Below are 25345 nucleotides of genomic sequence, written 5' to 3' on the forward strand. Positions count from 1 at the left end.
CGGAAATATAAAATCAGGTAATGTAATGAAAAAATGTGGTATGAAATATTTAGGAAGTGAAGAAAGAGAAATAAAGCTACAAGGTAAAATGGTTATGGGAAAAATCCATAGATGTGAGATAACTAAAGAAGATTATTATAAGGGCTAGAAATTTTTCTAGTCCTTATTTGAATTTTAAATTTAAACTATAAAATTTAATATTTCATCGTATAGCTCTTTTGCGTCATTATAACCTTCTTCATACAATGCTGTAAGTTTATTAACATCTTTTTCAACTTGACTAACTTTAACAGGTTTTTTAGGTCTAATAACAAGGACATCTCCCTTTTTAGATAATTCATCTACTAAATCAAGGCTTTTATTATAATTAATATGTCTATTTTCAATAGCACTAACAAGATTAGGATAAGCTTTATATCTTCTTTTTACAATTGAAGTAAATTTTTGTTTATTTTTTTTGTAAGTATAATCTCTAGTAAGTACTACTATATTTTTTCTATATCCTTGATTTATAGCGTATTCAATAGGAATTGAATCAGATACTCCACCATCAACCAACTTATAATTGTCTACCTCAACTATATTTGCAAACATAGGTATAGAACAAGAGGCTTGAAGATAAATAATATCTTTTCTTAAATCACTTAAAGTAAAATACTCTGGTTTTCCAGTTTCACAGTTAGTAGCAACAGCTATAAATTTAGTAGTAGATTTATTAAAAGCATCGTAATCGTAAACATTTAACTCATTAGGTATTTTGTTAAACATAAAGTCCATACCAAATATAGAACCTGTTTTAATTAAATTACGAAAGCTTAAGTAATTTTTATCATTTACATAATCTACAGTAGCATGATAAGCTCTTTTATATTGTTTTGATAAATAAGAAGAAGCATGGCAACTTCCAGCAGAAACTCCAACAACCATATCAACTCCTATATTCTTTTCTATGAAAAAATCTAATACGCCAGCAGTATAAATTCCTCTCATACCACCACCTTCTAATATTAATCCTATTTTATTCATAATTATCCTTTCTATATTTTAAATTTACATAATATAAAATACTTCATTTACTTTGCAACTATTATAGTATAAGGAGTTTATATTGTCTAGTTATTTAAATTTATATTAAATATAGTAATACTTATCTATTAGATAAAATTAAAAATACTTGAAAAATGTATTTACTAAATAGAAAACACTTTGTAGTAGATGTTTTTTAAGTATGAAACTATGGGTACAATATAAATATTATAAAAGTTTAAGGAGTATAAAATGCTTAAGAATATAATTAAAAAGTATAAAGAAAACAAAGACAACAAAAATAAAGTAGTTTGTAGTTGCTTTGAAGTAACTAAAGCTGATATACAAAATGCGGTAAATGAAGGGATAACATCTATAAATGAAGTAAGGAAAAAAACAAAAGCTGGTATGGGATGTGGAAGATGTAACGCTTCTATTGAAAGAGTTGTATACAAAGCTATAAAATCTAAAAACGAAAGTAAAGATAAATCTAATTAAGATTTGTATATCCTTTTGCTTGTATTTATATTATATTAAAAATGGAATAAATTATGAATTAAAATATAAAATTTAAATACTTTCCATATAATATGGTAAAATAATCATAGCAATAACAACTGGAGGATAATATGAAAAAACTAACAACATTAATAACAATATTTATATCTATTTTTGTTTTGACAGGTTGTGTAAATACAGACATAACATTAGATATAGACAAAAAGGGAGATATAAGTGCATCGGCACAAATATTAAGTAGTGATTACCTAATGAAAGGTATAGATGAAGCCAAATTAAAAGAATCATATTCTAATGTAGAAAAAATAACAGAACCAGGAAAAACAGGTTATAAAATAACAGAAAACATAGGAAATATCAAAGATATAAAAATTGATAACAACAAGGATTTAAGCAAATACGCTGATTTAATAAAAATAAATCAAGAAGATAAATTTTTATATAATATATATGATGTTAACATAATGCTAAAAGATTATATGCAAAAAAATATGAGTAGTGAAGAAGTAGGTATGTTAGGTCTACTTGGTTCTGGTTTTGATTTGAATTTCCACTTAAATACACCTTTAGAATTGATAGAATCAAATGCAACATCTAACTCAGAAAAAGATGGTATACATACATATAATTGGAATTTTAACTTAGGAAAAGTAGATAATATATATGCTAAAGTTAAAATACCTAATATAAAAAATATAGCTATATTAGTAGTTGGTATTATAGCTTTAATAGGTATCATTGTATTTATAATAAAAAAAAGAAAAAAGAATAATATATAAATAAAAGCCAGTTCTAATTAGAATTGGCTTTTATTTATATTAAGAAATCATAAGTTACCTATTTTGTTGATAATCTATAATTAAAAACTATAAAATTTGAGAAATAGAAATACTGCTTATGAAATTATATATATGATTTTTTATATTGACATACCGAAAATAAACTTGTCATAAAAAAGAGAACTTGTACATACTTATAAATAAGAAAACAATGAAAAGAGGGGGATAACTTTGATTATATCCGTAAAAGAAGTTATAAATTTTTTTATAAGTGTCCTCATACCACTAGTAGTAGGATATGCTAGTAGTATGATATCTCAAATAATAGCAGGAACAAATACAGCAGCCAACTATGCAAGTTTAATAAAACCAGACTTTGCACCACCCAGCTTTATATTTCCAATAGCATGGACAATTCTATACATATTAATGGGAATATCAGCTTATTTAATATTAAAAAAAGGTTATGAATCTACTAAAGTAAAAGATGCAATGTTTTACTATTGGTTACAACTTGGACTTAATTTTTTATGGAGCATATTATTTTTTGGATTTGATTTAAGACTAACAGCATTAATAGTGCTTGTAATAATATTGTTAATTGTAATAGTTATGACATATAAATTCTTTAAAATAAATAAAAAAGCAACTTATATAAATATACCGTATATTCTATGGCTTATGTATGCTTTATATTTAAATTATTTTATATGGATAATAAATAAATAGAACAAGCAACAATATATAACATACTACATATACTTAATTAATCATAATTAAAAAACTTATAATATAAAACATTAGTAGAAGCCAATGATTAAATTAAGGGAGACTATAAAGTGAAAAATAAAATACAATTTTATTAGACTTTAAGGAGAGGATTTGATTGAAACGTAGTATATGTAGTAGAAATGTAGAATTAAGGGATGGTATAAAAGAGTATATTAATTCAAAATTTGATAAGTTAAAAAGCTCTTTAGAAGATGGATGTGTCAAAGTTATTATAGAAAAAGATGAAAGCATGTATAACATTGAGGTTTTAATGAGTGAAGATAATGTAAATATTGGAAAAGTGGAAAGTATAAATGAAGACTTGTACTCTGCAGTAGATGCTGCCTTTGAAAAAGTATATAGCAAGCTAATAAGGTATAAATCAAAATTGAAATTTAGTACAGACCCATTAATAATAAAAGACTCAGAAGAAGCTGAAGAAGATGATGAAATAATAATAAAAAGAAGAAAAAAATTCAATCTAAAACCTATGAGCATAGAAGAGGCAGTACTTCAGATGGAACTTTTAGGACATAATTTTTTTATATTTAGAAATCAAGATAATTATGAAATAAATGTTGTATATAAAAGGAAAAATGGTGGGTATGGATTAATAGAGCATGAATAAAGATATGTAGCTTATAAAAAATACTGAGATTTTTCTCAGTATTTTTTATATTTTATTCTCTAGAAGAAGCAACTCATATACTAGAGAATTAAGAGTATTTATATTTATATATAAACTTTTATTAAGATTATTATGTTTATAATCATATTTAAATGTATAACTTTCAATTATATTATCATATTGATAAGTTTTTATATAGTTTTTATCATAGTATAAATCATTATAAGAATTACTTAATTTATTTTTTAAAAATTCATCAACTATTTTTTGATAAAAATCTTTGCTTTGAATAGGAAGAATTTTTAAATTAAAATATGGTCGCTGATAGATATAAAATATTTTATTATCTTTTTTAGAAATTCTTATTTTGTAAATTTTATTTTTAGTCTTAAAAAAATACTGATAAAACTTAAGTGCATCATTATTATCGAAAAATATATCAAAATCTTCATCTATTATAGATTCTTCACAAAGAGAATCATCAAATATAGCATTTATAGTTTTTATACAAATAAAACGTAAATATTCATCGGAAGTAGTATCTAAAGTATCATCTTTTGTTTTTTCGCATATATTTAATATGCGTGAGTCACTTGATAAATTATAAGAATTTCTTAAGTTAATTTTAGATTTAGGTTTAATTAATGGATATAAAGATTGCATAGATGAAATTAAATTAAAATAACTATTATTAAGAGATGTAAGTATATTTTTCGAATAATTACTTATCGCATATTTTTTTAAACGTTTTAGATCAGAAAGTATATTAAAGCTAAGTATAAGTATAGAATTTAAATCTACCTCATTTATGGATAATGAATTTGTTGTTCTTATAAATTCATTATCTAGAGAATTATGATATATATTTTTATAAAGTTGAGAGAGTAGCTTCGTATTCCTACTATTTTCCTCTTTTATAGAAGTTAACGTATCAATCGAATAAGAATAATCTATGAGATAGCTTAAATATATATCTAGGTAAATGCAATTTTGTATGATTTTTACAAAAATATTTTTCATTTAATCACCTCTTTTTTAATAACATAAATATATAGATATTTTATTCAAATAGATATTATAAGTTTACACGCTGACTTTATTTAAATAAAAAAATAATCATATTAGTATTGAGTTATTAGGCTTAAATTCCATAAAAGAAAAATAAGTAAAAAAATTAAGGAGGAATAGTATGATAGATATTTCAGAAGAATTGTTAGTAAATAAACCAACAGTTACTATAATTTCAAATACCTTCGTAAGTATAGAAAATTATATATCTATAATCACCTATGAATCAGATTTAATAAAAATAAAAACTAGAGAAAAAACAATAAAAATATGTGGAAGTGATCTTTCACTTAAATATATACAAGAAGAAGAAATAGGTGTAAAAGGAGTTATATACACAGTAGAATATATAGATTAGGGGGAAATACGTATGATAAGCTATATAAGGGGATATTATGTTATAAGTGTAGAGGGAGTGGAGATAGAAAAGTTTATAAACCTTTTAATAAGAAGTAATGTAAAAGTTTATAATGTAAAAAGAATAAGTAAGACTAAAATAGAATTTTGTGTAAATAGAGAAGATATGAAGGATTTAAAAAGAGCTTATAGGGGAAATAATTTTGATATAAAGGTAAAGCAAAAAACAGGTGTACCCTTTATACTTAAGAGAATCTATAAATTAAAGGGAATGTGGATTTGTGCTATAATATCGTTGTTTTTACTTATTATGACATCTCAATTTGTAACAGATATATACATAAAGGTTCCAGAAGGGATAAACAAAGATGATGTACGAAAAGAGCTATATAATGCAGGACTAAAGCCTGGAGTTTATAAAAAGAATATTGATAGAAAAGAAATAAGAGACCATATAATGTTAGAATTTAATGATATAGCATACATATCTATAAATGTTAAAGGTACAAATATATTTGTAACTGTAACGAAAAAAGCAGAAACTCTAAAATCTACTAAAGATTCAAATTATTGTAATATAATTGCTAGTAAAAATGGTATAATAGAAAAGGTAATACCAAGAAGTGGAAACCCAAGTGTAAATCCTGGAGATATAGTAAAAAAGGGAGATGTGTTAGTAAGTGGCGCAAATACAAAGTCTCTCCCTGAAATATGGGCAACAACTTTTTATGAAGTTAAAAAAACTGATAGCTATGAAGATACTATAAAAGAAAAAACAGGAAATAAAAAAAGAGTATATACCATAAGTTTCTATGATAAAAAATATACATTAAGGAGAAATATAAAGTATAAGGATTATATTATAGAAAACAAAACACATAAATTATCTATAGGAGATTATACTTTTCCTATAAAAATTGAAGTAAGTACTTTCTATGAAGCTAAGAATAAAAAGATAAGCAAGAATAAAGAAGAATTGAAAAAAGAAATATCAGAAAGGGCTCAAAAAGAAATAGAATATATTATACCTCCATCAGCTAGAATCATAAAAGTAGACCATGATTATAAAGTAAATAAAAATAATATGTTAGAATATGTGTTAACAGTACAAACAACTGAGAATATTGCGCATACTTACGCACTTAGCAAGTCAGAAGCAGAGGAATATATAAAAGAAAGTGAAAAAAATGAGTCAGAGGAAGAAATTCCTAAAAATCCTGATAAAAGACCGATTAATGATATAAGAAATGAATTTGAAGATAAAGATAAAGAAGAAAATGATAAAAGCAAAGAAAAAGATAAAAATTCAAATACAAACTAAGGAGGACGTAAATTGATAGTACAAAAGAAATTTATAGTATCAGAAGAGAAGTTTGAAAGAGAATTATTTGGTAACTTTGATGAAAACATTAAATTGATAGAGGATGCTTTAAATATAGATGTAATATTAAGAGAAGGCAATATAGTTTTAATGGGTGAAGAAAAATATGTAGAAAAAGCCTTAAGACTAATGGATGAACTACATTCAACAGTACAAAATGGAAAACATTTAGACAAGCAAAGTATATCTTATTCTTTATCTCTTTTATTTGAAGGTAGTGAAGAAAAGATAAAAGACCTAGAAGAAACTATAGTATTAACTAAAAAAGGTAATCCTGTTAGGCCAAAAACTCTTGGTCAAAAAACATATATAGATTTAATAAAGAAAAATGATATAACTTTTGGAATAGGGCCAGCTGGAACAGGTAAAACATATCTAGCAGTAGCAATGGCTGTTAAAGCTTTTAAAAAGGATGAAGTAAGTAGAATAATACTTACAAGACCAGCGGTAGAAGCAGGCGAAAGTTTAGGTTTTTTACCAGGGGATTTAAAAGATAAAGTAGATCCATATTTAAGACCATTATATGATGCATTATTTGATATGCTAGGTCCTGAAAAGTTTAGCAAATATTTAGAAAGAGGAACTATAGAAGTAGCACCTTTAGCATTTATGAGAGGTAGAACATTAGATAATGCTTTTATAATACTAGATGAAGCTCAAAACACTACTCCAGAACAAATGAAGATGTTTTTAACAAGACTAGGATATGGCTCTAAAGCAGTAGTAAATGGTGACTTAACTCAAACAGACTTGCCTAGAAAAAGTAAAAGTGGATTACTTCATGCTATAAAAGTACTAGATAAAGTAGAAGGAATAGGAAGTATAAGATTAACAGACAAAGACGTAGTAAGACATGAATTAGTTCAAAGAATAATAAGAGCTTATGATAGATTTGACAATAAGGAATTAGATAAGAAAGAAAGCAAAAAAGATAAAAAAAAGTAAAAGAAAATAACTAAGGAAGAAGTGAATAAAATGGAATTAATAATGGATAATAGACAAGATAAAATGGACATAAATGAAGAATTAATAGAGAAAATAAAAGATATCATATTAGAATGTTTGGACTATGAAGGATATGACGATGATTATGAAGTTAGTTTATCTTTTGTAGACAACAAAGAAATACATGAGTTAAACAAGCAATTTAGAGGGATTGATAGACCAACAGATGTGTTATCTTTTCCAATGATAAGTGAAGATGATTTTGATATAGAATTAGAAGAAAAATCACTAGGTGATATAGTAGTATCTTTAGAAAGAGCTTTTGAACAAAGTATAGAATACAATCATAGCTTTGAAAGAGAAGTATGTTTTTTAGTATGTCATAGCATGTTCCATCTTTTAGGATATGATCATGATACTGACGAAAATACAAAAGAAATGAGACAAAAGGAAGAGCATATACTAAATAAGTTAAGTATAACAAGGGAGTAAGTTTATGAAGGGGACAAAAAAACGTCAGGGGATAGTTAAGGCATTTAATGTAGCTATAGAAGGTATATTATATACATTTAAGTCAGAAAGAAATATGAAAATACATTATTGTGTTGCTGTAATAGTACTCGTAGCTAGTATGTTTTTTAAGCCTTCTAGAATGGAGATGATAGCTTTAATTATGGCTATAAGCTTAGTTGTAATATCAGAAATGTTTAATACGGCTATTGAAAAAGCTATAGACATGGTAACAGAAGAACATCATCCATTAGCTAAAATATCAAAAGACGTAGCAGCTGGAGGAGTATTAATAGCTACTTTAAATTCAGTTGTAGTAGGCTATTTAGTGTTTTATGATAAAATATCAAAACCGGCTGAAAACTTGATAAACTCTATAAGAAGGTCAGAACTTCATATAACTTTAATATGTATAGTAGTAGTTTTAATAGCAGTTGTAGTAGTAAAAACCTTGACAAATACAGGAACACCACTAAAAGGTGGAATGCCAAGCGGACATTCAGCATTAGCATTTGCAATGGCTACAATGATAACTATGATGACAGGTGGACTTATACAATCCACGCTATCATATTTAATGGCGTTTTTAGTTGCACAAAGTAGAATTGAAGGAAAGATACATACATTTTGGGAAACAGTAGCAGGATCAATATTAGGAGTTTTAGTGGGGTTAGCAGTATATCAAATAGGATGGTTTTATTAAATATATAAGAGTCTTCTTTTAATCTTTTTAGGGAGGCTCTTTTTATATTTCATTTTAACTACCTATATTATGAGTAAGTTATGTATATTGATTATATTAATAGATATATTGAATTAAAAAGCAGAAATTAGGCAGATACAAAAATATATTGTAAATAATATAAAATATATATTAAAGTACTCAAATTAAGAGTATTTTATTAAAAAATAAGTCTTAAATTATCAATTTTGTGTTATAATGTAAGGTACTAAATAAATATATTAAATATAAAATACGGAAATAAGAATATTTATTATATATATTTTATAATATAGACTTATAAGATATATCAGGAGGCATATATTATGAATAATAAAGAATTATTAAAAATAGCAGAAGAAGCGAGAAAACATTCTTATTCTCCATATTCAAAGTTTAGAGTTGGAGCAGCTCTTTTAACTAAAGATGGAAAAGTATTCACAGGATGTAATGTAGAGTGTGCATCTTTTGGAGCTACTAACTGTGCTGAGAGAACAGCAATATTTAAAGCTATATCAGAAGGACATAGAGATATAGAAGCAATAGCAGTAGCTAGTGATAACTCTGAAAAAAATGAATCAACATACCCATGTGCAATATGCAGACAGGTTATAATAGAATTTGGGTTAGATATAAGAATAATAACAGGTTATTCTGAAGGAACTATAAAGGAAACAACCATAAAAGAGTTAGTTCCTCACTATTTCTCAGGAATAGACTTTGTAGATAATCATAAATAAAACAAAAGAAAAGACAGGAGACATTTATATGTTTAAATCAGGATTTGTTAGTATAGTAGGGAGACCAAATGTTGGTAAGTCTACTTTAATGAATAATGTGGTTGGAGAAAAAATAGCTATAATGAGTGATAAACCTCAAACTACAAGAAATACAATACAAGCAGTATATACGGATGAAGAAGCTCAAATAGTTTTCTTAGATACGCCAGGTATACATAAACCTAAAAATAAATTAGGAGAATTCATGGTTAAATCAGCAACTGATGCATTTAAAAATGTTGATTTAGTATTATTTGTTGTGGATGATTCTAAAAAGATAGGACCTGGAGACAGAAAAATAATAGAAGAATTAAGAAATGTAAAGAGACCAGTTATATTAGTATTAAACAAAATAGATCAATTACAAGAAGATGAACTATTTGAATTAATGGAAATGTATCACAAAGAAAATGTGTTTAAAGGAATAGTGCCAATATCAGCACTTAAGGGAAGAAACATAAAAGAGCTTATAAAAGTAATAAAAACTTACTTAGAAGAAGGACCAAAGTACTTCCCAGACTACATGATAACTGATCAACCAGAAAGAGTGTTAGTAGCTGAACTTATAAGAGAAAAAGTATTACACTATGTTCATGATGAAGTTCCTCATGGAGTTGCAGTTGAAATAGAAAAAATGAAATCAAGAAAAGATAAAGAAATTGTTGATATATCAGCTGTTATCTATTGTGAAAGAGAATCTCATAAGGGTATAATAATAGGTAAGAATGGAAGAAAATTAAAAGGTATAGGGAAATCAGCAAGAGAAGATATGGAACTATTATTAGGTTCTAAGGCAAATCTTCAATTATGGGTAAAGGTAAAAGAAAACTGGAGAAACTTACAAAATTATGTGAGTAACTTTGGATATACTGATAAATAATAAAGGTGGATTATATGGATAGGAAACAGGATGCTTCCCAGGATTTGTTGGGCGAAGTCAAGAGTTTAATTGAAAATAATAAAATACTAGAATTAAGAGAATTATTAGAAGAATATCATACAATTGATATCTTTGATATTATGGAACATTTAGAGGAAGATATGAAAATAAAATTATTTGAAGTACTTCCCCTTGATGTAGCAGCATCTATATTAGAAGAAAGTGATGCTCAGTTTTTCAGTAGTACTTTATCTAAGATAGATATTGATCATAGAAAAAATATCTTAGAATTAATGTCTTTGGATGATATGGCAGATATTTTAAGTCAGCTTGAAGAAGGCGAGATAGAAAATATAATGGAACTTCTAAGTAAAGAAGATGCAGATGATATAAAAGAACTTTTAATATATGAAGAAGAGTCTACAGGTGGTATAATGACCACTGGATACATAGAAGTAAATAAAGACATGACTGCTAAAGAAGCAATTGAACATATGAGAAGTCATGCTGAGGAAGCAGAAACAATATATTATATATATGTAGTTGATAATGCTGAAAAGCTAGTGGGAGTACTATCTCTAAGAGAGTTAATAACAGCTAGAGATTCTAGTATTATAGAAGATCTAATGAGTGAAAACATAATATCTGTATATGTAGATGAAGATAGAGAAGAGGCTGTAAGATTAGTATCTAAGTATAATCTAATAGCAATACCAGTAATAGATAGACAAAAAAGACTTAAAGGAATAATAACAGTGGATGATATAATAGATGTTATGGAAGAAGAAGCAAGTGAAGATATGTATAAATTTGCAGGTACTTCGGAACAAGAAAGAGACTTTGTAGAAAAAGTTAATCCAACATCAAAAGAACAAATAATATCATCAGTTAGAGCGAGAATTCCATGGCTTATAATAACTTTACTTGGTGGATTATTATCTATGGTAATATTTTCTAATTTGGATTTTATAATGAACCCAACTTATGCATCTTTAGTATTTTTTATACCTGTTGTTATAGGTATGGGAGGAAACATTGGAACACAGTCATCAGCACTTGCTGTTATGGTTCTTTCGAATAAAGATTTAGAATTTAAAAATGTTATAAGAGAAGGTATGGTAGGTCTTATAACAGGAATAATATGTAGTATATTAATAGGAATAGTAATATTTATATTTATGAGAGACATAGATATAGTGTTAGTAGTATCCTTATCTCTATTTATAAACATGATAGTTGGAGCTATGATAGGTGCATTTATGCCATTTTTATTTAAAAAAATGGATGTTGATCCATCAATAATATCAGCACCAATAATAGCAACACTTCTTGATATAGTAGGAATTGCTATATATTTAATGATAACAACTTTGATTTTGGCAAAAATTGTTTAATAACTTAATGTATGATTTACCCTCTTCTTACTTAAAATATAAATATAACTGTAAGAAGGGGGTTTTTTAAAAATGAACAATTTATGTTGGGAAATTTTTAAAAAGACTGGAAACATAGAAGCCTATTTATATTTAAAAGATTATAAAACACTAAATGAAGAAGTAGAAACTATGAGGGAGATAGAAACAGACTATGATAGTATTGAACACCCAGGGGATAGTACTTAAGGCAGTAAGATATGAAGAAAACGATGTTATATTAACTCTATTTACAAGAAAGCTTGGAAAAGTATCAGCATTAGCAAAAGGAGCTAAAAAAAACAAGAGCGCTCTACTTTCATCTTCGCAGCTTTTTGCTTATTGTAATTATACATTAAGAAAACAAGGAAGTATGTATAGGGTAAGTCAAAGTGATATTATAAAAAGTTTTTATGATATATCCTACGATATAGATGCATTTTCTTATGCTACCTATATAACTAAGTTAGTAGAAAACTCAACCTTAGAAAATCAAACTAACAATAGGTTATTTATACTACTTGCACAAACTTTATATCTATATACTCAAGTTGATGTAGACAAGAAATTTGTAACACATGTATTTGAATTAAAATTTTTAGATTATATAGGTCTTAGACCAATAATAAACAGGTGCTCAATATGTGGTACTAGAGACTTAAAATCACCAGTATTTAATGTATACGAAGGTGGAGCATTATGTAGTAGTTGTAGTGAAAATGTACAAGACAACATAAGTATAGATGTAACAACGTTAAAATTAATGGAATATATATTATCAAACGATATATTAAGATGTTCCAAAGCTAAAGTATCTAAATATATCATATATGAACTAGAAAAAATACTAAAACAATACTTAGCGGTACATGTAGATAATATAAATCAAAAATCTTTATACATGTTAAGAGAAATGAAAAAATCTTCAAAAGAAGATTTGAATGAGTAAGTTTAGAATAATTATAAGGGAGTGGATAATGGTGAATGAAAATATTACAATAGAAAAACTAGATGCTGTTATACAAAGAGTACCAGGTGCTACGTATGAACAAGCTAAAAGTGCATTAACAAAAACTAATGGAGATGTTATAGAAGCGATAATATCTCTAGAAGGACAGATAGGCTTTAGTGGTAAAAGTAAAAAGGTTAAAAAGAATGTAGAACAAGTATTTTCAAAAGATAGTGAAGATATGAAAGAACTTAAAAATAAAGTAAAAGATTTACTTCAAAAAAGTAGCGTCATAAGAGTTATAGTAGAAAAAAATGGTAAAAATATAATGAATATACCTCTTACAGTAGGAGTAGTAGGTTTAGCACTTGGTCCATTGGTAACATTAGTTGGACTTTCAGCTGCAGTTATAGGAAAATATAACATAATGATTCAAAATGAACAAGATGGTTCAATAGTTGATTTAGGGGAATTAAATGAAGAAAAGTTAAGTATGTTAAAGCAAATGCTAAGTAATACTGCTAAAGGGATAAAAGATACTGTAGTGGAAAGCAAAAAAGACGACAAAGACATAACAGATGAGCTTATAAATGAATATGACAATTCAAATTTAGATAACAACAAATAGAGATAAAATTATGATTTTTCAATAAGATTGACAAAAATTCAAGTATTTGTTATTCTAAAAGTTGAAATATACTAAAGGCCTTTCGTTAATTCGAAAGGCTTTGTTAAGCATATAGGAATTTATATTTTAAAACTTATAATAAGACTTAAACTAAAAATTATAGTTTTAACAATATACATAAAATTAAAAATTTATAGGAGGTATTCATATGAATTTCCAAAATATGATACTTACATTGCAAAACTATTGGGCAAAGCAAGGATGTATCATGATGCAGCCTTATGATGTTGAAAAAGGTGCAGGTACAATGAACCCTAATACTCTTTTAAGATCATTAGGACCAGAGCCTTGGAAGGTTTGCTATGTAGAGCCATCAAGAAGACCTGCGGATGGTAGATATGGGGAAAATCCAAATAGACTTTACCAACATCATCAATTCCAGGTTATATTAAAACCATCACCAGATAACATACAAGAATTATATTTAAATAGTTTAAAAGAAATAGGTATAGATCCAAATGAACATGATATAAGATTTGTTGAAGATAACTGGGAATCAACTACAGTTGGAGCTTGGGGACTTGGATGGGAAGTTTGGTTAGACGGTATGGAAATAACTCAGTTTACTTACTTCCAACAAGTTGGAGGTATAGAGTGTGAACTTGAAACCGGAGAAATAACATATGGACTAGAAAGACTTGCTATGTATATACAAGAAGTAGATAGTGTTTATGACCTAATGTGGAATGATGAGTTAACTTACGGAGATGTATTTAGACAAGCTGAATATGAGAACTCTGTATATGCATTTGAAGAATGTGATGCAGATATGTTATTTAATTTATTTGATACATATGAAAAAGAAGCTACTAGACTTATAGAAAGAGGACTTGTAATACCAGCATACGATTATGTGTTAAAATGTTCTCATACCTTTAACACTTTAGATGCTAGAGGAGCTGTTGGAGTAAGTCAAAGAGCATCATTTATAGGAAGAGTTAGAACAATGGCTAGAAATGTTTCTTCAGCTTACGTTAAGCAAAGAGAAGAAATGGGATACCCGCTTATAAAGGAGGGAAAATAATATGAATAACTATCTTTTATTTGAAGTTGGAGTTGAAGAATTACCATCAAGATTTGTAAGTTCTACATTAGACCAAATCAAAGGTAACTTAACAAAATTATTTAACGAAAATAGAATAAAATTTGATGATATAAAAGCTTATGGAACACCTAGAAGATTAGCGTTTATAGTTGAAGGTATAAGTGATAAGCAAACTGATTTAGAAGAAGAAGTAAAAGGTCCATCTAAAAAAATAGCAATAGATGCTGATGGAAATTTCACAAAGCCAGCACTTGGATTTATGAAAAGTAAAGGTTTAAAAGAAGAAGACGTAATATTTAAAACTGTTGGAAAAGATGAATATATATTTGGAACAATAAGACAAGCTGGTTGTGAGACTAGTGAAGTATTAAAAACTATATTACCACAAGCAGTTAAGATGGTAGTATTCCCTAAGGCTATGCGTTGGGGTGGAAAAAACATGAGATTTGCTAGACCTATAAGATGGATGGTTACATTACTAAATGATAAGGTACTAGAAATAGACTTAGAAGGTATAATATCTTCAAATGTAACTAAAGGACATAGATTCTTAGGACAAAGTGAATTTGAAGTTAACTCTTTAGAAGATTATCTAACTAAATTAGAAGAAAACTTCGTAATATTAGATCAAGATAAGAGAAAAGCTATAATAAAGGAACAATGCATAAATGTTGCTAACACTTTAGGTGGAGAAATTGAATTTGACGAAGATTTACTAGAAGAAGTAACTCATTTAGTTGAATATCCAACAGCTTTTTATGGAGAGTTTGACAAAGAATACGCTAAACTTCCTAAAGAAGTTGTAACAACTCCAATGCAGCAACATCAAAGATATTTCCCAGTATTAAAGGATGGGAAATTATTACCAAACTTTATAGCTGTAAGAAACGGTAATGACTATAAAATAGAGAATGTTAAAAAAGGTAACGAAAAAGTTTTAGAAGCAAGACTTGCAGATGCATTATTCTTCTACAAAGAAGACACTAAAAAAGACTTAGAAAGTTACATAGAAAAATTAAAGAGTGTTGTATTCCAAGCTAAACTTGGTACAGTTTATGACAAATCTTTAAGAATAGAAAAATTAAGCGTTAAGATACTTGATTTATTAGGATTAAGTCAAGATGAAGCTGATACTAAAAGAGCAGCTAAATTATGTAAAGCTGACTTAGTAACAGGAATGGTATTTGAATTTACTGAACTTCAAGGGATAATGGGAAGAGAGTATGCAAAAGTTGGTGGAGAAAATGAAGCTGTTAGTGAAGCAATATTTGAACATTATTTACCAAGATTTGCAGGAGATATACTTCCACAAACTAATGCTGGTATAGCTTTATCTATAGCTGATAAATTAGATTCTATAGCAGGATTTTTTGCAATAGGAATACATCCAACAGGATCTCAAGATCCATATGCACTTAGACGTCAAGCATTAGGTGTTATAAATATACTAATGGATAGAAAGTTAGATATAAGTCTAAAATCATTAGTTGATATATCTTTAGAAAATTATACAAACTTAGAATTTGACAAGCAAACTGTAGCTAATGAAATGATGGAATTCTTCAATGAAAGAATCAAGAACTTATTTAGAGAACTAGGAATAAGATATGATGTTATAGATGCAGTATTAAGTGCAAACATAGACAATGTAAGTGATATGTATATAAGAGCAGAAGAACTTAATAATTGGCTACAAAAAGATGAGTTAGTTGAAATGCTAACAGCATTTAATAGAGTTTCTACATTAGCTCAAAAAGCTACTTCTAGCGAAGTGAAGGAAGAGTTATTAGTAGAAGATGCTGAAAAGGCTTTATACAATGAATTTAAAAATGTTAAAGAAAGCGTAAAATCTTTATTAAGTGAAAAGAGATATAGTGAGTCATTAGATGCATTTGCATCACTAAGACCATCAATAGATAATATGTTTGATTCTGTTATGGTAATGGATAAGGATGAAGCTATAAAGAACAATAGACTAGGACTTTTAAAACAAATATATGATACAATGTTAAGTATATGTGATTTATCAAAAATAGTTTATAAATAATATATCGGGGGCTAAGAGGACACTTTTAGTCCCTATATTATTTTAAATAACATTTTCCTAAAAAGATTCAAAATAATTTATTTGGAAAAAATACAAATAATAAATATTAAAATAATTAAAAAAATATCAATAATATATATTAAAACTATTTAATATATACAATGTTATATTATAATAGATTTAGTATAAACAATTTAGCTACATTATTTAGTATATAAACCATTAATATATACAAAAGAATAAATAGTATATAATAAATATATAAAAAGTATGCGAATTGTATAACAAAAAGATTTACAATTACATATATATGGGTATATAATATACTATATAAAGAAAAAGTAATATAAAGTATAGCACATAAGGAAGAGGGTGACTATTATTCAACTTAATGATAGACAATTAAAGATAATTGATATAGTAAAAGAGAATGAGCCTATAACAAGTGAAGCCATTGCTGCTCATTTAAACGTAACTCGTGCTACACTAAGATCTGACTTAGCCATATTAACTATGACAGGAATATTAGATGCAAGACCTAAAGTTGGATATTTTTACTCTGGAGTTAGCGAATTAAATTTAATAGGCAATAACATAAAAGACAAAAAAGTAAGAGACATCATGAGTCTACCTGTATTAGTAAAAAAAGATATGAGTATATATGAAGTTATAGTCAATATGTTCTTATCAGATGTAGGAAGTATATTCATAATAGATAATGACGACATACTATGTGGAGTGGTTTCTAGAAAAGATCTACTTAAAGCTACTATAGGTGCTAGTGATATAAATCATATGCCAATAGGCATGATAATGACTAGGATGCCCAACATAGTTACTATAAATCAAGATGAGGATATAGTATTGGCAGCTAAAAAGATAATAGAACACGAAGTTGATTCTATTCCTGTTGTTGAACGTGATGAAAATAACAAAAACAACTTAAGGGTAGTAGGAAGGATATCTAAGACTAATATAACAAAATTTTTCCTAGAATTAGCTGACAATTAAGGAGGAATAAATGAAAAATTTAATTATATATGTTATATCAGACTCAGTAGGTGAGACTGCGCAACAAGTAACAAAAGCTGCTATTTCTCAATTTAAAATTAGTGAAGAGTGTGAAATAAGAAGATTCCCATATGTTATGGATGAAAACTTTTTATTAGAAATTTTAGAAGGTGGAAAAAGTGAAGATGCTATAATAGTATATACATTAGTAGACGAAAATCTTTTAAATGTTACTAAAAAATTCTGTGAAAAAGAAAATTTAAGTAATATAGACCTAATGACACCAATTTTAAAAGAAATAGCAAATAAAACTAAAATGAAACCTAAAAGAGAGCCTGGTATAATCAGAAAGTTAGATGAAAGCTATTTCAAAAGAGTAGAAGCTATAGAGTTTGCAGTAAAGTATGATGATGGTAAAGACCCAAGAGGTATACTTAAATCAGATATAGTTTTAGTAGGGATATCTAGAACTTCTAAAACACCACTTAGTATGTATCTAGCAAACAAAAACATAAAAGTAGCAAATGTACCTTTAGTTCCAGAAATACCTATACCTAAAGAGGTATTTGAAATAGATAATAAAAAAATAATAGGACTTACTAATACTCCAGAGAAATTAAATCAAATAAGAGCAGAAAGACTTAAAGCATTAGGACTATCAAGTAATGCAAACTATGCTAACTTAGATAGAATACTACAAGAATTAGACTACTCAGAACAAGTCATGAAAAAAATAGGATGTCCAGTAATAGATGTTTCAAGTAAAGCAATAGAAGAAACAGCTGGAATAATTCTTGATATTATCAAAGAAAATGGATTAAACATATACAAAGATAGTGATAGATAGTTAAATTTAAAGAGAAAAACCTTAAAAACATCTTAGTTAATTTAATACAAGTTATTTATAGTAAATAAAACCTTATATTAAACTAACTAAGATGCATAAAGGCTAATTATATTAAACTAACCAAAATACAAAATGATGGGGGTTAAATAATGGAAGCTAAATATGTTTATAGTTTTGAAGAAGGTAACAAAGACATGAGATATGTTTTAGGTGGTAAAGGTGCTAACTTAGCAGAAATGACAAATATAGGTCTACCAGTGCCACAAGGTTTTACAATAAGCACAGATGCTTGTAATGATTATTACAAAAATAATGAGACTATAAGTGATAATATAATAAATGAAATAGAAGAAAAGCTTAAAGAATTACAAGAAAAGCAAGGAAAAACATTAGGAGGCGAAATTAATCCTCTATTATTATCAGTTCGTTCTGGTGCAGTATTTTCAATGCCAGGAATGATGGATACAATACTTAATCTAGGTTTAAATGATACAAGTGTAGTAGCTTTAGCAAATTCTACTCAAAATGAAAGATTTGCATATGATAGTTACAGAAGATTTATACAAATGTTTTCTGATGTAGCTATGGGAATACCAAAATATAAATTTGAAAATGCCCTAGATAAAATAAAAGAAGCTAAAGGATACACTTTAGACACAGAACTTAATGTAGAAGATTTAAAAGAATTAGTAAAAAAATATAAAGAAATATATACAAAAGAAATAAAAAGTCAATTCCCACAAGATCCAAAAGAACAACTAATGTTAGCTATAAAAGCAGTATTCAAATCATGGAATAATCCACGTGCAATAGTATATCGTAAATTAAATGATATCCCAAGTGATTTAGGAACAGCAGTAAATATACAATCAATGGTATTTGGAAACATGGGAGAAACTAGTGGAACTGGAGTAGCATTTACTAGAAATCCTTCAACTGGTGAAAATAAAATATTTGGAGAATTTTTAATGAATGCACAAGGTGAAGACGTTGTTGCAGGTATAAGAACACCAAAGGACATATCTTCACTAAAAGAAGTGATGCCAAAGGCTTATGATGAATTTATGAAAATTACTTCTATACTTGAAAATCACTACAAGGATATGCAAGATATAGAATTTACTATAGAAAATGAAAAATTATATATATTACAAACTAGAAGTGGAAAAAGAACAGCTGGTGCATCTATAAATATAGCTGTAGACCTAGTAGGAGAAGGTATAATAAATGAAAAAGAAGCTATAATGAGAATTGAGCCTAAGCAATTAGATCAATTACTTCATCCTAGATTTGAAAGTAAATCTTTAAATGAAGCAACAGTTATAGCAAAAGGACTTCCAGCATCACCTGGTGCTGCTTGTGGAAAAGTATACTTTAATGCAGAAGATGTAGTAGATGCTAAAAATAGGGGAGAAGAATCAATACTTGTAAGACTTGAAACTTCACCTGAAGATATAGAAGGTATGGTATGTGCAGAAGGTATACTTACAGCAAGAGGTGGAATGACATCTCATGCAGCAGTTGTAGCTCGTGGAATGGGTAAATGTTGTGTAGCAGGATGTTCAGACATAAAGGTTGATGAGTATAACAAAGAAATAAGAGCTGAAGATGTAGTTATAAAAGAAGGAGAATATATATCTTTAGATGGTTCTAGTGGATGTGTATATATAGGTAAGGTAGAAAAAACTGAAGTATCTTTAACTGGAAATTTCGAAAAATTAATGAATTGGGCAAATAAATATAAATCTTTAATGGTAAGAACTAATGCAGATAATCCAAGAGATGCTAAGGCTGCCATAAAGTTTGGAGCCGAAGGTATAGGATTATGTAGAACTGAGCATATGTTCTTTGACGAAGATAGAATACCAGCAGTAAGAGAGATGATACTTTCTAAAACATTAGAACAAAGACTAGTAGCACTTGAAAGATTACTTCCAATGCAACAAAAAGACTTCGTAGATATATTTAGAGTAATGGATGGTAAATCTGTAAACATAAGATTATTAGATCCACCACTACATGAATTCTTACCACATGATGATGAAACTATAAAAAGCCTTTCAGAGTCAATGAAAGTTTCAGTTAGTGAAATAAAAAGAAGAATAGTAGATCTAGATGAATTTAACCCAATGCTTGGGCATAGAGGTTGTAGACTTGCTATAACTTTCCCTGAGATATATATAATGCAAGCTAAAGCAATAATTAATGGTGCAATAGAAGCTACTAAAGAAGGTATAAAAGTAATGCCTGAAATAATGATACCTTTAGTTGGAGAAGCTAAAGAATTAAAAGTTATAAAAGAAGATATAAAAGAAACGATAGATAATATATTAGAAAAAGAAAATATGAAAATAGATTATACAATAGGTACAATGATAGAAGTACCAAGAGCTTGTTTAACAGCAGATGAAATAGCTAAAGAAGCTGACTTTTTCAGCTTTGGTACTAATGATTTAACGCAAATGACATTTGGATATTCAAGAGATGACGCAGGTAAATTCTTAGGCGAATATGTAAATAGAGAGTTACTAGAAAAAGATCCATTTGAAGTGTTAGATCAAAGAGGAGTAGGAAAGCTTATAGAGCTAGGAGCTAAACTAGGTAAAAGCGTTAAGCCAAATATAAAGCTTGGAATATGTGGAGAACATGGTGGAGAACCTTCATCAATAGAGTTTTGTTACAAAGCTGGATTAGACTATGTATCTTGTTCACCATATAGAGTACCAATAGCTAGACTTTCAGCAGCACAAGCAGTAATAAAAAATGAAAAATAAATAAATTTAATAAAATATCTATAAAAATACAGGTTTGTGATTATATCACAAACCTGTATTTTTATACACAATAATGCCTTATTATAATTATTAACAATATAGATGCAAACTATATAAATTTATTAGGAAACAAAATACAAATTTTATGCATAGTTTTTTAATTAGCGCAAGTAAAGAGCTTTGCGAAGATACTAAAAATGGTATGATTTAATCATACTAACTAAAATATGATTTTAACATATATCACAGTAAAATAAATTTATCATACAATATACTAATGTACTTATAAGATGTATAAATAAGTAAGGAGGGGATTGTATGATTAAGTGTCCAAGATGCTCAAAGGAAGTATCATCAAGACCAGGAAGTATATGCCCTAGATGTGGGCTAAAAGTATCAGAAGTAAACGAAAAAATAAGATGCCCAGAAACAAGTTGCAGAGCATTAGTATCTAAAAAGTTTGAATATTGCCCAAAATGTGGCTGTAAGTTAAAAAATTATACTTTAACAGAATTTATAAAAATGGCAAGATGTAAAATAGATGATAAACTAAATGAAAAAGAATAAAGGTTGCATTTAGAGCAACCTTTATTTGGAAAGAATTGAAGTTTACATAAATTGGTTTCTTTAAGATAGGACTTAATACATGAAAAGAAAACATTTATTAATATATAAGTATGTAAATTATTATATATTAGTTACACTTAAGTAATTATTTTTTTATTTCAATATCCCATCCAAAGTAACCATTAGCCTTTTTGGAATATTTAAGTATAGCATCAAATTTAGTACCATTTTTACTTGTTAGTGATTTAACTTTGGCTTGACCATTTTTTAATATACCTTTAACCATTGTTTTGTTAGGTTTTTTCTTATAAAATTCTAGAAATTTATCATTTTTCCATATACCAAATTTACATTCTTTGTAGTTGTTGCATATATATCCTTTAGGAATCTCAACAACATCGCCACCACATATAGGGCATTTCCCAAGAGATTCATTTGAAGGAGAATCATTCTTAGCACCACTTTTATTAGAAGATTTAGTATTAGATATATTTTTAGTAAATTTTTTAGTTTTAGGATTATAAACATAATTTTCTGTACTTATGCTTTTAGGGCTATCATGTTTTATTAGCTCAACATTTTTATATATAAAGTTAAATATATTGGTTAAATACTCTTTTCTAGTGAAAGTTCCTTTTTGGATATCACTTAGACTTTTTTCTAATTTTCCAGTATAATCAACATCAAATAGCTCTTTTACTGGGAATATTTCAACTAAATTTTTACCTAAATCAGTTACAGAATAAGACTTACCTTTTTTATTAACATATCCTACTTGTGATATCTTTTTTAATACATCAGCACGAGTAGCAGATGTACCTATTGAATAACCCGATAAAACTGTAGTATCATCATCAGGTACATTTTTACCGCAATTTTTCATAGCTTTAAGTAAGGTATCTTCTGTATAAGGCTTAGGTGGTGTAGTTTGTTTAGTTATCGGTTTAATATCTATGACATCAACTATTTCATCCTTATTTACCATAGGGAGTAAATCATCTTTTTCTTCCTTATTGTATACTTCTAAGTATCCTTTAGTTTTAAGTACTTTACCCTTAGTTAAGAATATATTTTTATCTACATCAGTTTTAATTTCAGTATTTTCATATTCTGCAGGAGGCATAAAGTTTGCTATGAATCTATCTTTGATGGCGTTATATACTATAAGTTCATCAGGTGTTAGATTAGTAGGTATTATATAAGTAGGTATGATTGCACTATGGCTATCTACCTTAGAAGAATCGAAAACCCTTCTAGTTTTAGTAAATTTGATTTTGTCACTATAAGGAACTGTTGCCTTTAATTTATCTAAAGCTTGAGACACTTTAGTTGCTAAACTTTCTTCTAAATAAATAGAATCGGTTCTAGGGTAAGTAATATAACCACCCTTACCTTTACCCTCATAAAGAGACTGACACACGCTTAAAACTTTATCTGAAGTGAAATTAGCATGTTTAGAAGTTATATATCCTTGTAGTGAAGTTAAACTGAAAAGTTTAGGTGCATATTCTTTAGACATTGTAACTTTTTTATCAAGTATTTTACCTTGATTAGAAGTTATGCTATTAATAATTTTATTAACATCTTCTATAGTATCAAATTTACTTTCTTTTCCTTTTATATACTTACCTTTATATTTTCCATTTTGGCATTTGAAATTTCCTTCTATTTCATAGTAGGTTTTTGGTACGAAATTTTTAATTTCCATATCTCTATCATAAACTAATTTGACTGTAGGTAGTATTACACGACCTATATTTAGTAGTTTACCGTTACCATACTTTAATGTGGCAACTGATGTAAAATTTATACCTATTAGCCAGTCAGTTATAAGTCTAGTGTAACCTGCTGATTGTAAATTTCTCATTTCATTATCATCTTTTAAATTATTAAGACCCCTAGTTATATCTTCTGGTGTCCATTCGTTTACTAAAATTCTTTTTACAGGTTTTTTGTTCTTAGATAATAAAAATATTAAAAAAGAAATTAATTCGCCTTCTCTATCATTATCTGTTGCATTTATAACATATTCAATATCATCTCTATGTAACAGTTTTTTTACTGTATTAAATTGCTTTTTCTTAGAACTATCTACTTTGAACTTAAACTTTTCTGGTGGAATAAATGGAAAATTAGCCATTTTCCAAGAACCAGAGTATTTATCTTTATCATAGTCTTTGACATCATATAGACTCACCAAATGCCCAACAGCATAAGTAACTATATATCCATTACCTTCAAAATAACCATCAAGACGAGTTTTAGCTCCTAAAAAAGATGCGATAGTTTTAGCCACAGATGGCTTTTCTGCTAGTATAAGTTTCATGTAAAACTCCTTTCAAGGTGCTTAAATACTACATTTGTAACTTAAATATATTATCATAAAAAAATAAAAGACTGCAAGGCAGTCTTTTATAAATAATAGTTAAAATTATTATTATGATTAGTAAGTCCCTTTATATATGAGTTAAAATAATAGTTGCTATCTTCATTATCTATTATATCAACAAAAGAGATGTGGTTGTAGTCACTTACCTCTAAATCACATAGTTTATTTAAGGTAACACAAGATATAGTTAAAGATGAATCTGGACTTATATAAATACCTTGTGTATCATATAGTGCTGTAAATATTTCATAGCATTTTGATTTATCAGTAATTAATAAATAATCAATAAGACCTTTAAGTTCTGGATACTTATAATAAATATTACTTAAAGTATTATCTTGATTTAAATTATTTAATTCTTCACTATATCCACAGAGTATTATATATAAGTTATTTTCATATAGTGATTTTAGATTAATTATTAAATCTTTTAAAAAGATATTTAAGTTAAATGGTAAATATAGATAAAGTTTATTATTTATGTCTATATTTATGTTATAATCTTCTAATAGATTAATCAAAATACTAGTTGTAGTTGGAGTATAATTTAAAAATTTAATATCATTATACATAATATAGAGATTACCGTTTATACTCTTATTGTAAATAACCTCAAGTTTTTTTTTCATCCAAGGGGCATGTAATAAATTCATATTTGTTCCTCCTAGAATTAGTATTTTAAATTTAATGTATTTTAATACAATATTAAAATAACCCTTAATTAAATTATAAAAGGAGACATTAAAATGTATACATTAAAAATAAAGAAATTACATGACGATGCAATAATACCAAATTTCGCCCACAAGGGAGATGCTGGTATGGATTTATATTCTATAGAAGAAGTGGTTATTCCTGCTTCAGAATCTAGACTTATAAAAACAGGAATAAGTATAGCACTTCCTAAAAATACAGAAGCTCAAGTTAGACCAAGAAGTGGATTAGCACTTAAACATTCTGTAACAGTACTAAATACGCCAGGAACTATAGATGAAGGGTATAGAGGCGAAATAGGTGTAATACTTATAAACCATGGTAAAGAAGATTTCACAGTAAATAAAAACATGAAGATAGCTCAAATGGTAGTTAAACCTATATATGATATAAATATATTAGAAGTTAATGATTTAGATGACACTGAAAGAGGAAATGGTGGATTTGGATCAACTGGATATTAGGTCATATTTATTTAAAGGAACCTTATTTTAAGGTTCTTTTTTTATGCCAATTTGTTATAAGCTAAAAATGATAT

27 protein-coding genes are annotated in these 25345 nt (G+C 27.3%); 23 read left to right on the forward strand and 4 right to left on the reverse strand.

The genetic code is table 11. The features are described 5' to 3' along the window. The first annotated feature begins 25 nt into the window (after window positions 1-25). Entirely contained in the window at window positions 26-148 is a 123-nt protein-coding gene (locus I4U66_RS14780) for a hypothetical protein (protein WP_271957181.1), read from the forward strand. A 32-nt stretch (window positions 149-180) separates the two neighbouring features. On the opposite strand, the gene I4U66_RS00855 is transcribed toward I4U66_RS14780, so the two are convergent. Further along, window positions 181-1026, reverse strand: coding sequence for a patatin-like phospholipase family protein (locus I4U66_RS00855; protein WP_166504952.1), 846 nt, complete (start codon window positions 1024-1026; stop codon window positions 181-183). 252 nt (window positions 1027-1278) lie between these two features. Here I4U66_RS00855 and I4U66_RS00860 point away from each other — a divergent pair, with 252 nt between their 5' ends. The 4 genes from I4U66_RS00860 to I4U66_RS00875 all read left to right on the forward strand — a co-directional run bounded on the left by I4U66_RS00860 (window position 1279) and on the right by I4U66_RS00875 (window position 3723). Next, window positions 1279-1524, forward strand: a complete 246-nt coding sequence (locus tag I4U66_RS00860) for a (2Fe-2S)-binding protein (RefSeq protein WP_092927051.1) — start codon at window positions 1279-1281, stop codon at window positions 1522-1524. 131 nt (window positions 1525-1655) lie between these two features. Continuing rightward, on the forward strand, window positions 1656-2324 hold the full coding sequence (locus tag I4U66_RS00865; protein ID WP_195928309.1) for an LPXTG cell wall anchor domain-containing protein: 669 nt from the start codon (window positions 1656-1658) through the stop codon (window positions 2322-2324). Window positions 2325-2555: 231 nt separating this feature from the next. Further along, window positions 2556-3053, forward strand: coding sequence for a TspO/MBR family protein (locus I4U66_RS00870; RefSeq protein WP_092927047.1), 498 nt, complete (start codon window positions 2556-2558; stop codon window positions 3051-3053). A 157-nt stretch (window positions 3054-3210) separates the two neighbouring features. Beyond that, entirely contained in the window at window positions 3211-3723 is a 513-nt protein-coding gene (locus I4U66_RS00875; RefSeq protein ID WP_092927045.1) for an HPF/RaiA family ribosome-associated protein, read from the forward strand. A gap of 45 nt (window positions 3724-3768) precedes the next feature. On the opposite strand, the gene I4U66_RS00880 is transcribed toward I4U66_RS00875, so the two are convergent. Then, on the reverse strand, window positions 3769-4743 hold the full coding sequence (locus I4U66_RS00880; protein WP_092927043.1) for a hypothetical protein: 975 nt from the start codon (window positions 4741-4743) through the stop codon (window positions 3769-3771). Between the two features lie 169 nt (window positions 4744-4912). Between I4U66_RS00880 and I4U66_RS00885 the strand changes: the two genes are divergently transcribed. The 17 genes from I4U66_RS00885 (at window position 4913) to I4U66_RS00965 (ending at window position 21704) form a co-directional block, all read left to right on the forward strand. After that, window positions 4913-5149 (forward strand): YabP/YqfC family sporulation protein, encoded by a 237-nt coding sequence (locus I4U66_RS00885; protein WP_092927041.1) that lies wholly within the window; start codon window positions 4913-4915, stop codon window positions 5147-5149. Window positions 5150-5161: 12 nt separating this feature from the next. After that, window positions 5162-6469, forward strand: coding sequence for a sporulation protein YqfD (gene yqfD, locus I4U66_RS00890; RefSeq protein WP_092927039.1), 1308 nt, complete (start codon window positions 5162-5164; stop codon window positions 6467-6469). Window positions 6470-6481: 12 nt separating this feature from the next. Further along, window positions 6482-7474, forward strand: coding sequence for a PhoH family protein (locus I4U66_RS00895; RefSeq protein ID WP_195236850.1), 993 nt, complete (start codon window positions 6482-6484; stop codon window positions 7472-7474). 30 nt (window positions 7475-7504) lie between these two features. Continuing rightward, entirely contained in the window at window positions 7505-7966 is a 462-nt protein-coding gene (gene ybeY / locus I4U66_RS00900; RefSeq protein WP_195580866.1) for an rRNA maturation RNase YbeY, read from the forward strand. A gap of 4 nt (window positions 7967-7970) precedes the next feature. Then, the gene (locus tag I4U66_RS00905) at window positions 7971-8687 is read left to right on the forward strand and encodes a diacylglycerol kinase (RefSeq protein WP_092927033.1); all 717 of its coding nucleotides are present in this window, start codon (window positions 7971-7973) and stop codon (window positions 8685-8687) included. Between the two features lie 344 nt (window positions 8688-9031). Beyond that, the gene (cdd, locus tag I4U66_RS00910) at window positions 9032-9445 is read left to right on the forward strand and encodes a cytidine deaminase (RefSeq protein ID WP_092927031.1); all 414 of its coding nucleotides are present in this window, start codon (window positions 9032-9034) and stop codon (window positions 9443-9445) included. A 28-nt stretch (window positions 9446-9473) separates the two neighbouring features. Beyond that, window positions 9474-10364 carry a GTPase Era gene (gene era, locus I4U66_RS00915; protein ID WP_092927029.1) on the forward strand — a complete coding sequence of 297 codons (891 nt, stop codon included), beginning with the start codon at window positions 9474-9476 and terminating at the stop codon, window positions 10362-10364. 14 nt (window positions 10365-10378) lie between these two features. Next, window positions 10379-11758, forward strand: a complete 1380-nt coding sequence (gene mgtE, locus I4U66_RS00920) for a magnesium transporter (protein WP_195580868.1) — start codon at window positions 10379-10381, stop codon at window positions 11756-11758. Window positions 11759-11830: 72 nt separating this feature from the next. Beyond that, window positions 11831-11986, forward strand: a complete 156-nt coding sequence (locus tag I4U66_RS00925) for a YqzL family protein (protein WP_092927025.1) — start codon at window positions 11831-11833, stop codon at window positions 11984-11986. Further along, entirely contained in the window at window positions 11952-12725 is a 774-nt protein-coding gene (gene recO / locus I4U66_RS00930) for a DNA repair protein RecO (RefSeq protein WP_195580869.1), read from the forward strand. Before I4U66_RS00925 ends, recO begins: the two co-directional genes overlap by 35 nt. Next, window positions 12718-13353 (forward strand): DUF4342 domain-containing protein, encoded by a 636-nt coding sequence (locus I4U66_RS00935; RefSeq protein ID WP_242871345.1) that lies wholly within the window; start codon window positions 12718-12720, stop codon window positions 13351-13353. The genes recO and I4U66_RS00935 overlap by 8 nt, the downstream gene beginning before the upstream one ends. A gap of 208 nt (window positions 13354-13561) precedes the next feature. Then, complete coding sequence (glyQ, locus tag I4U66_RS00940) at window positions 13562-14437, forward strand: glycine--tRNA ligase subunit alpha (protein WP_092927021.1); 876 nt, start codon at window positions 13562-13564, stop codon at window positions 14435-14437. 1 nt (window position 14438) lies between these two features. After that, on the forward strand, window positions 14439-16505 hold the full coding sequence (gene glyS, locus I4U66_RS00945) for a glycine--tRNA ligase subunit beta (RefSeq protein WP_195236851.1): 2067 nt from the start codon (window positions 14439-14441) through the stop codon (window positions 16503-16505). A 372-nt stretch (window positions 16506-16877) separates the two neighbouring features. Further along, on the forward strand, window positions 16878-17516 hold the full coding sequence (locus I4U66_RS00950; RefSeq protein WP_092927017.1) for a helix-turn-helix transcriptional regulator: 639 nt from the start codon (window positions 16878-16880) through the stop codon (window positions 17514-17516). 10 nt (window positions 17517-17526) lie between these two features. Next, complete coding sequence (locus I4U66_RS00955; RefSeq protein WP_195580870.1) at window positions 17527-18363, forward strand: pyruvate, water dikinase regulatory protein; 837 nt, start codon at window positions 17527-17529, stop codon at window positions 18361-18363. Window positions 18364-18512: 149 nt separating this feature from the next. Further along, a complete protein-coding gene (gene ppdK / locus I4U66_RS00960; RefSeq protein ID WP_092927013.1) occupies window positions 18513-21137 on the forward strand; it encodes a pyruvate, phosphate dikinase in 2625 nt (874 codons plus the stop codon). A gap of 318 nt (window positions 21138-21455) precedes the next feature. Further along, entirely contained in the window at window positions 21456-21704 is a 249-nt protein-coding gene (locus tag I4U66_RS00965; RefSeq protein WP_092927011.1) for a zinc ribbon domain-containing protein, read from the forward strand. Window positions 21705-21849: 145 nt separating this feature from the next. On the opposite strand, the gene I4U66_RS00970 is transcribed toward I4U66_RS00965, so the two are convergent. Together I4U66_RS00970 and I4U66_RS00975 are read right to left on the reverse strand one after the other, a co-directional pair. Beyond that, complete coding sequence (locus I4U66_RS00970; protein ID WP_195580871.1) at window positions 21850-24030, reverse strand: DNA topoisomerase; 2181 nt, start codon at window positions 24028-24030, stop codon at window positions 21850-21852. Between the two features lie 86 nt (window positions 24031-24116). Next, window positions 24117-24746 (reverse strand): hypothetical protein, encoded by a 630-nt coding sequence (locus I4U66_RS00975; protein ID WP_195928310.1) that lies wholly within the window; start codon window positions 24744-24746, stop codon window positions 24117-24119. A gap of 93 nt (window positions 24747-24839) precedes the next feature. Here I4U66_RS00975 and dut point away from each other — a divergent pair, with 93 nt between their 5' ends. Further along, a complete protein-coding gene (gene dut, locus I4U66_RS00980; RefSeq protein ID WP_166504962.1) occupies window positions 24840-25271 on the forward strand; it encodes a dUTP diphosphatase in 432 nt (143 codons plus the stop codon). Window positions 25272-25345 lie beyond the last annotated feature (74 nt).

The sequence above is a fragment of the Romboutsia sp. D33t1_170424_H2 genome (assembly GCF_015669105.1).
Lineage (GTDB): Bacteria > Bacillota > Clostridia > Peptostreptococcales > Peptostreptococcaceae > Romboutsia_C > Romboutsia_C hominis.

Bases quoted from the DNA above. Each gene is read 5' to 3' on its own strand.
- I4U66_RS14780 (WP_271957181.1), top strand. From the start codon at position 26: ATGAAAAAATGTGGTATGAAATATTTAGGAAGTGAAGAAAGAGAAATA.
- I4U66_RS00855 (WP_166504952.1), bottom strand. From the start codon at position 1,026: ATGAATAAAATAGGATTAATATTAGAAGGTGGTGGTATGAGAGGAATT.
- I4U66_RS00860 (WP_092927051.1), top strand. From the start codon at position 1,279: ATGCTTAAGAATATAATTAAAAAGTATAAAGAAAACAAAGACAACAAA.
- I4U66_RS00865 (WP_195928309.1), top strand. From the start codon at position 1,656: ATGAAAAAACTAACAACATTAATAACAATATTTATATCTATTTTTGTT.
- I4U66_RS00880 (WP_092927043.1), bottom strand. From the start codon at position 4,743: ATGAAAAATATTTTTGTAAAAATCATACAAAATTGCATTTACCTAGAT.
- I4U66_RS00885 (WP_092927041.1), top strand. From the start codon at position 4,913: ATGATAGATATTTCAGAAGAATTGTTAGTAAATAAACCAACAGTTACT.
- yqfD (WP_092927039.1), top strand. From the start codon at position 5,162: ATGATAAGCTATATAAGGGGATATTATGTTATAAGTGTAGAGGGAGTG.
- ybeY (WP_195580866.1), top strand. From the start codon at position 7,505: ATGGAATTAATAATGGATAATAGACAAGATAAAATGGACATAAATGAA.
- I4U66_RS00905 (WP_092927033.1), top strand. From the start codon at position 7,971: ATGAAGGGGACAAAAAAACGTCAGGGGATAGTTAAGGCATTTAATGTA.
- cdd (WP_092927031.1), top strand. From the start codon at position 9,032: ATGAATAATAAAGAATTATTAAAAATAGCAGAAGAAGCGAGAAAACAT.
- era (WP_092927029.1), top strand. From the start codon at position 9,474: ATGTTTAAATCAGGATTTGTTAGTATAGTAGGGAGACCAAATGTTGGT.
- mgtE (WP_195580868.1), top strand. From the start codon at position 10,379: ATGGATAGGAAACAGGATGCTTCCCAGGATTTGTTGGGCGAAGTCAAG.
- I4U66_RS00925 (WP_092927025.1), top strand. From the start codon at position 11,831: ATGAACAATTTATGTTGGGAAATTTTTAAAAAGACTGGAAACATAGAA.
- recO (WP_195580869.1), top strand. From the start codon at position 11,952: ATGATAGTATTGAACACCCAGGGGATAGTACTTAAGGCAGTAAGATAT.
- I4U66_RS00935 (WP_242871345.1), top strand. From the start codon at position 12,718: ATGAGTAAGTTTAGAATAATTATAAGGGAGTGGATAATGGTGAATGAA.
- glyQ (WP_092927021.1), top strand. From the start codon at position 13,562: ATGAATTTCCAAAATATGATACTTACATTGCAAAACTATTGGGCAAAG.
- glyS (WP_195236851.1), top strand. From the start codon at position 14,439: ATGAATAACTATCTTTTATTTGAAGTTGGAGTTGAAGAATTACCATCA.
- I4U66_RS00955 (WP_195580870.1), top strand. From the start codon at position 17,527: ATGAAAAATTTAATTATATATGTTATATCAGACTCAGTAGGTGAGACT.
- ppdK (WP_092927013.1), top strand. From the start codon at position 18,513: ATGGAAGCTAAATATGTTTATAGTTTTGAAGAAGGTAACAAAGACATG.
- I4U66_RS00965 (WP_092927011.1), top strand. From the start codon at position 21,456: ATGATTAAGTGTCCAAGATGCTCAAAGGAAGTATCATCAAGACCAGGA.
- I4U66_RS00970 (WP_195580871.1), bottom strand. From the start codon at position 24,030: ATGAAACTTATACTAGCAGAAAAGCCATCTGTGGCTAAAACTATCGCA.
- I4U66_RS00975 (WP_195928310.1), bottom strand. From the start codon at position 24,746: ATGAATTTATTACATGCCCCTTGGATGAAAAAAAAACTTGAGGTTATT.
- dut (WP_166504962.1), top strand. From the start codon at position 24,840: ATGTATACATTAAAAATAAAGAAATTACATGACGATGCAATAATACCA.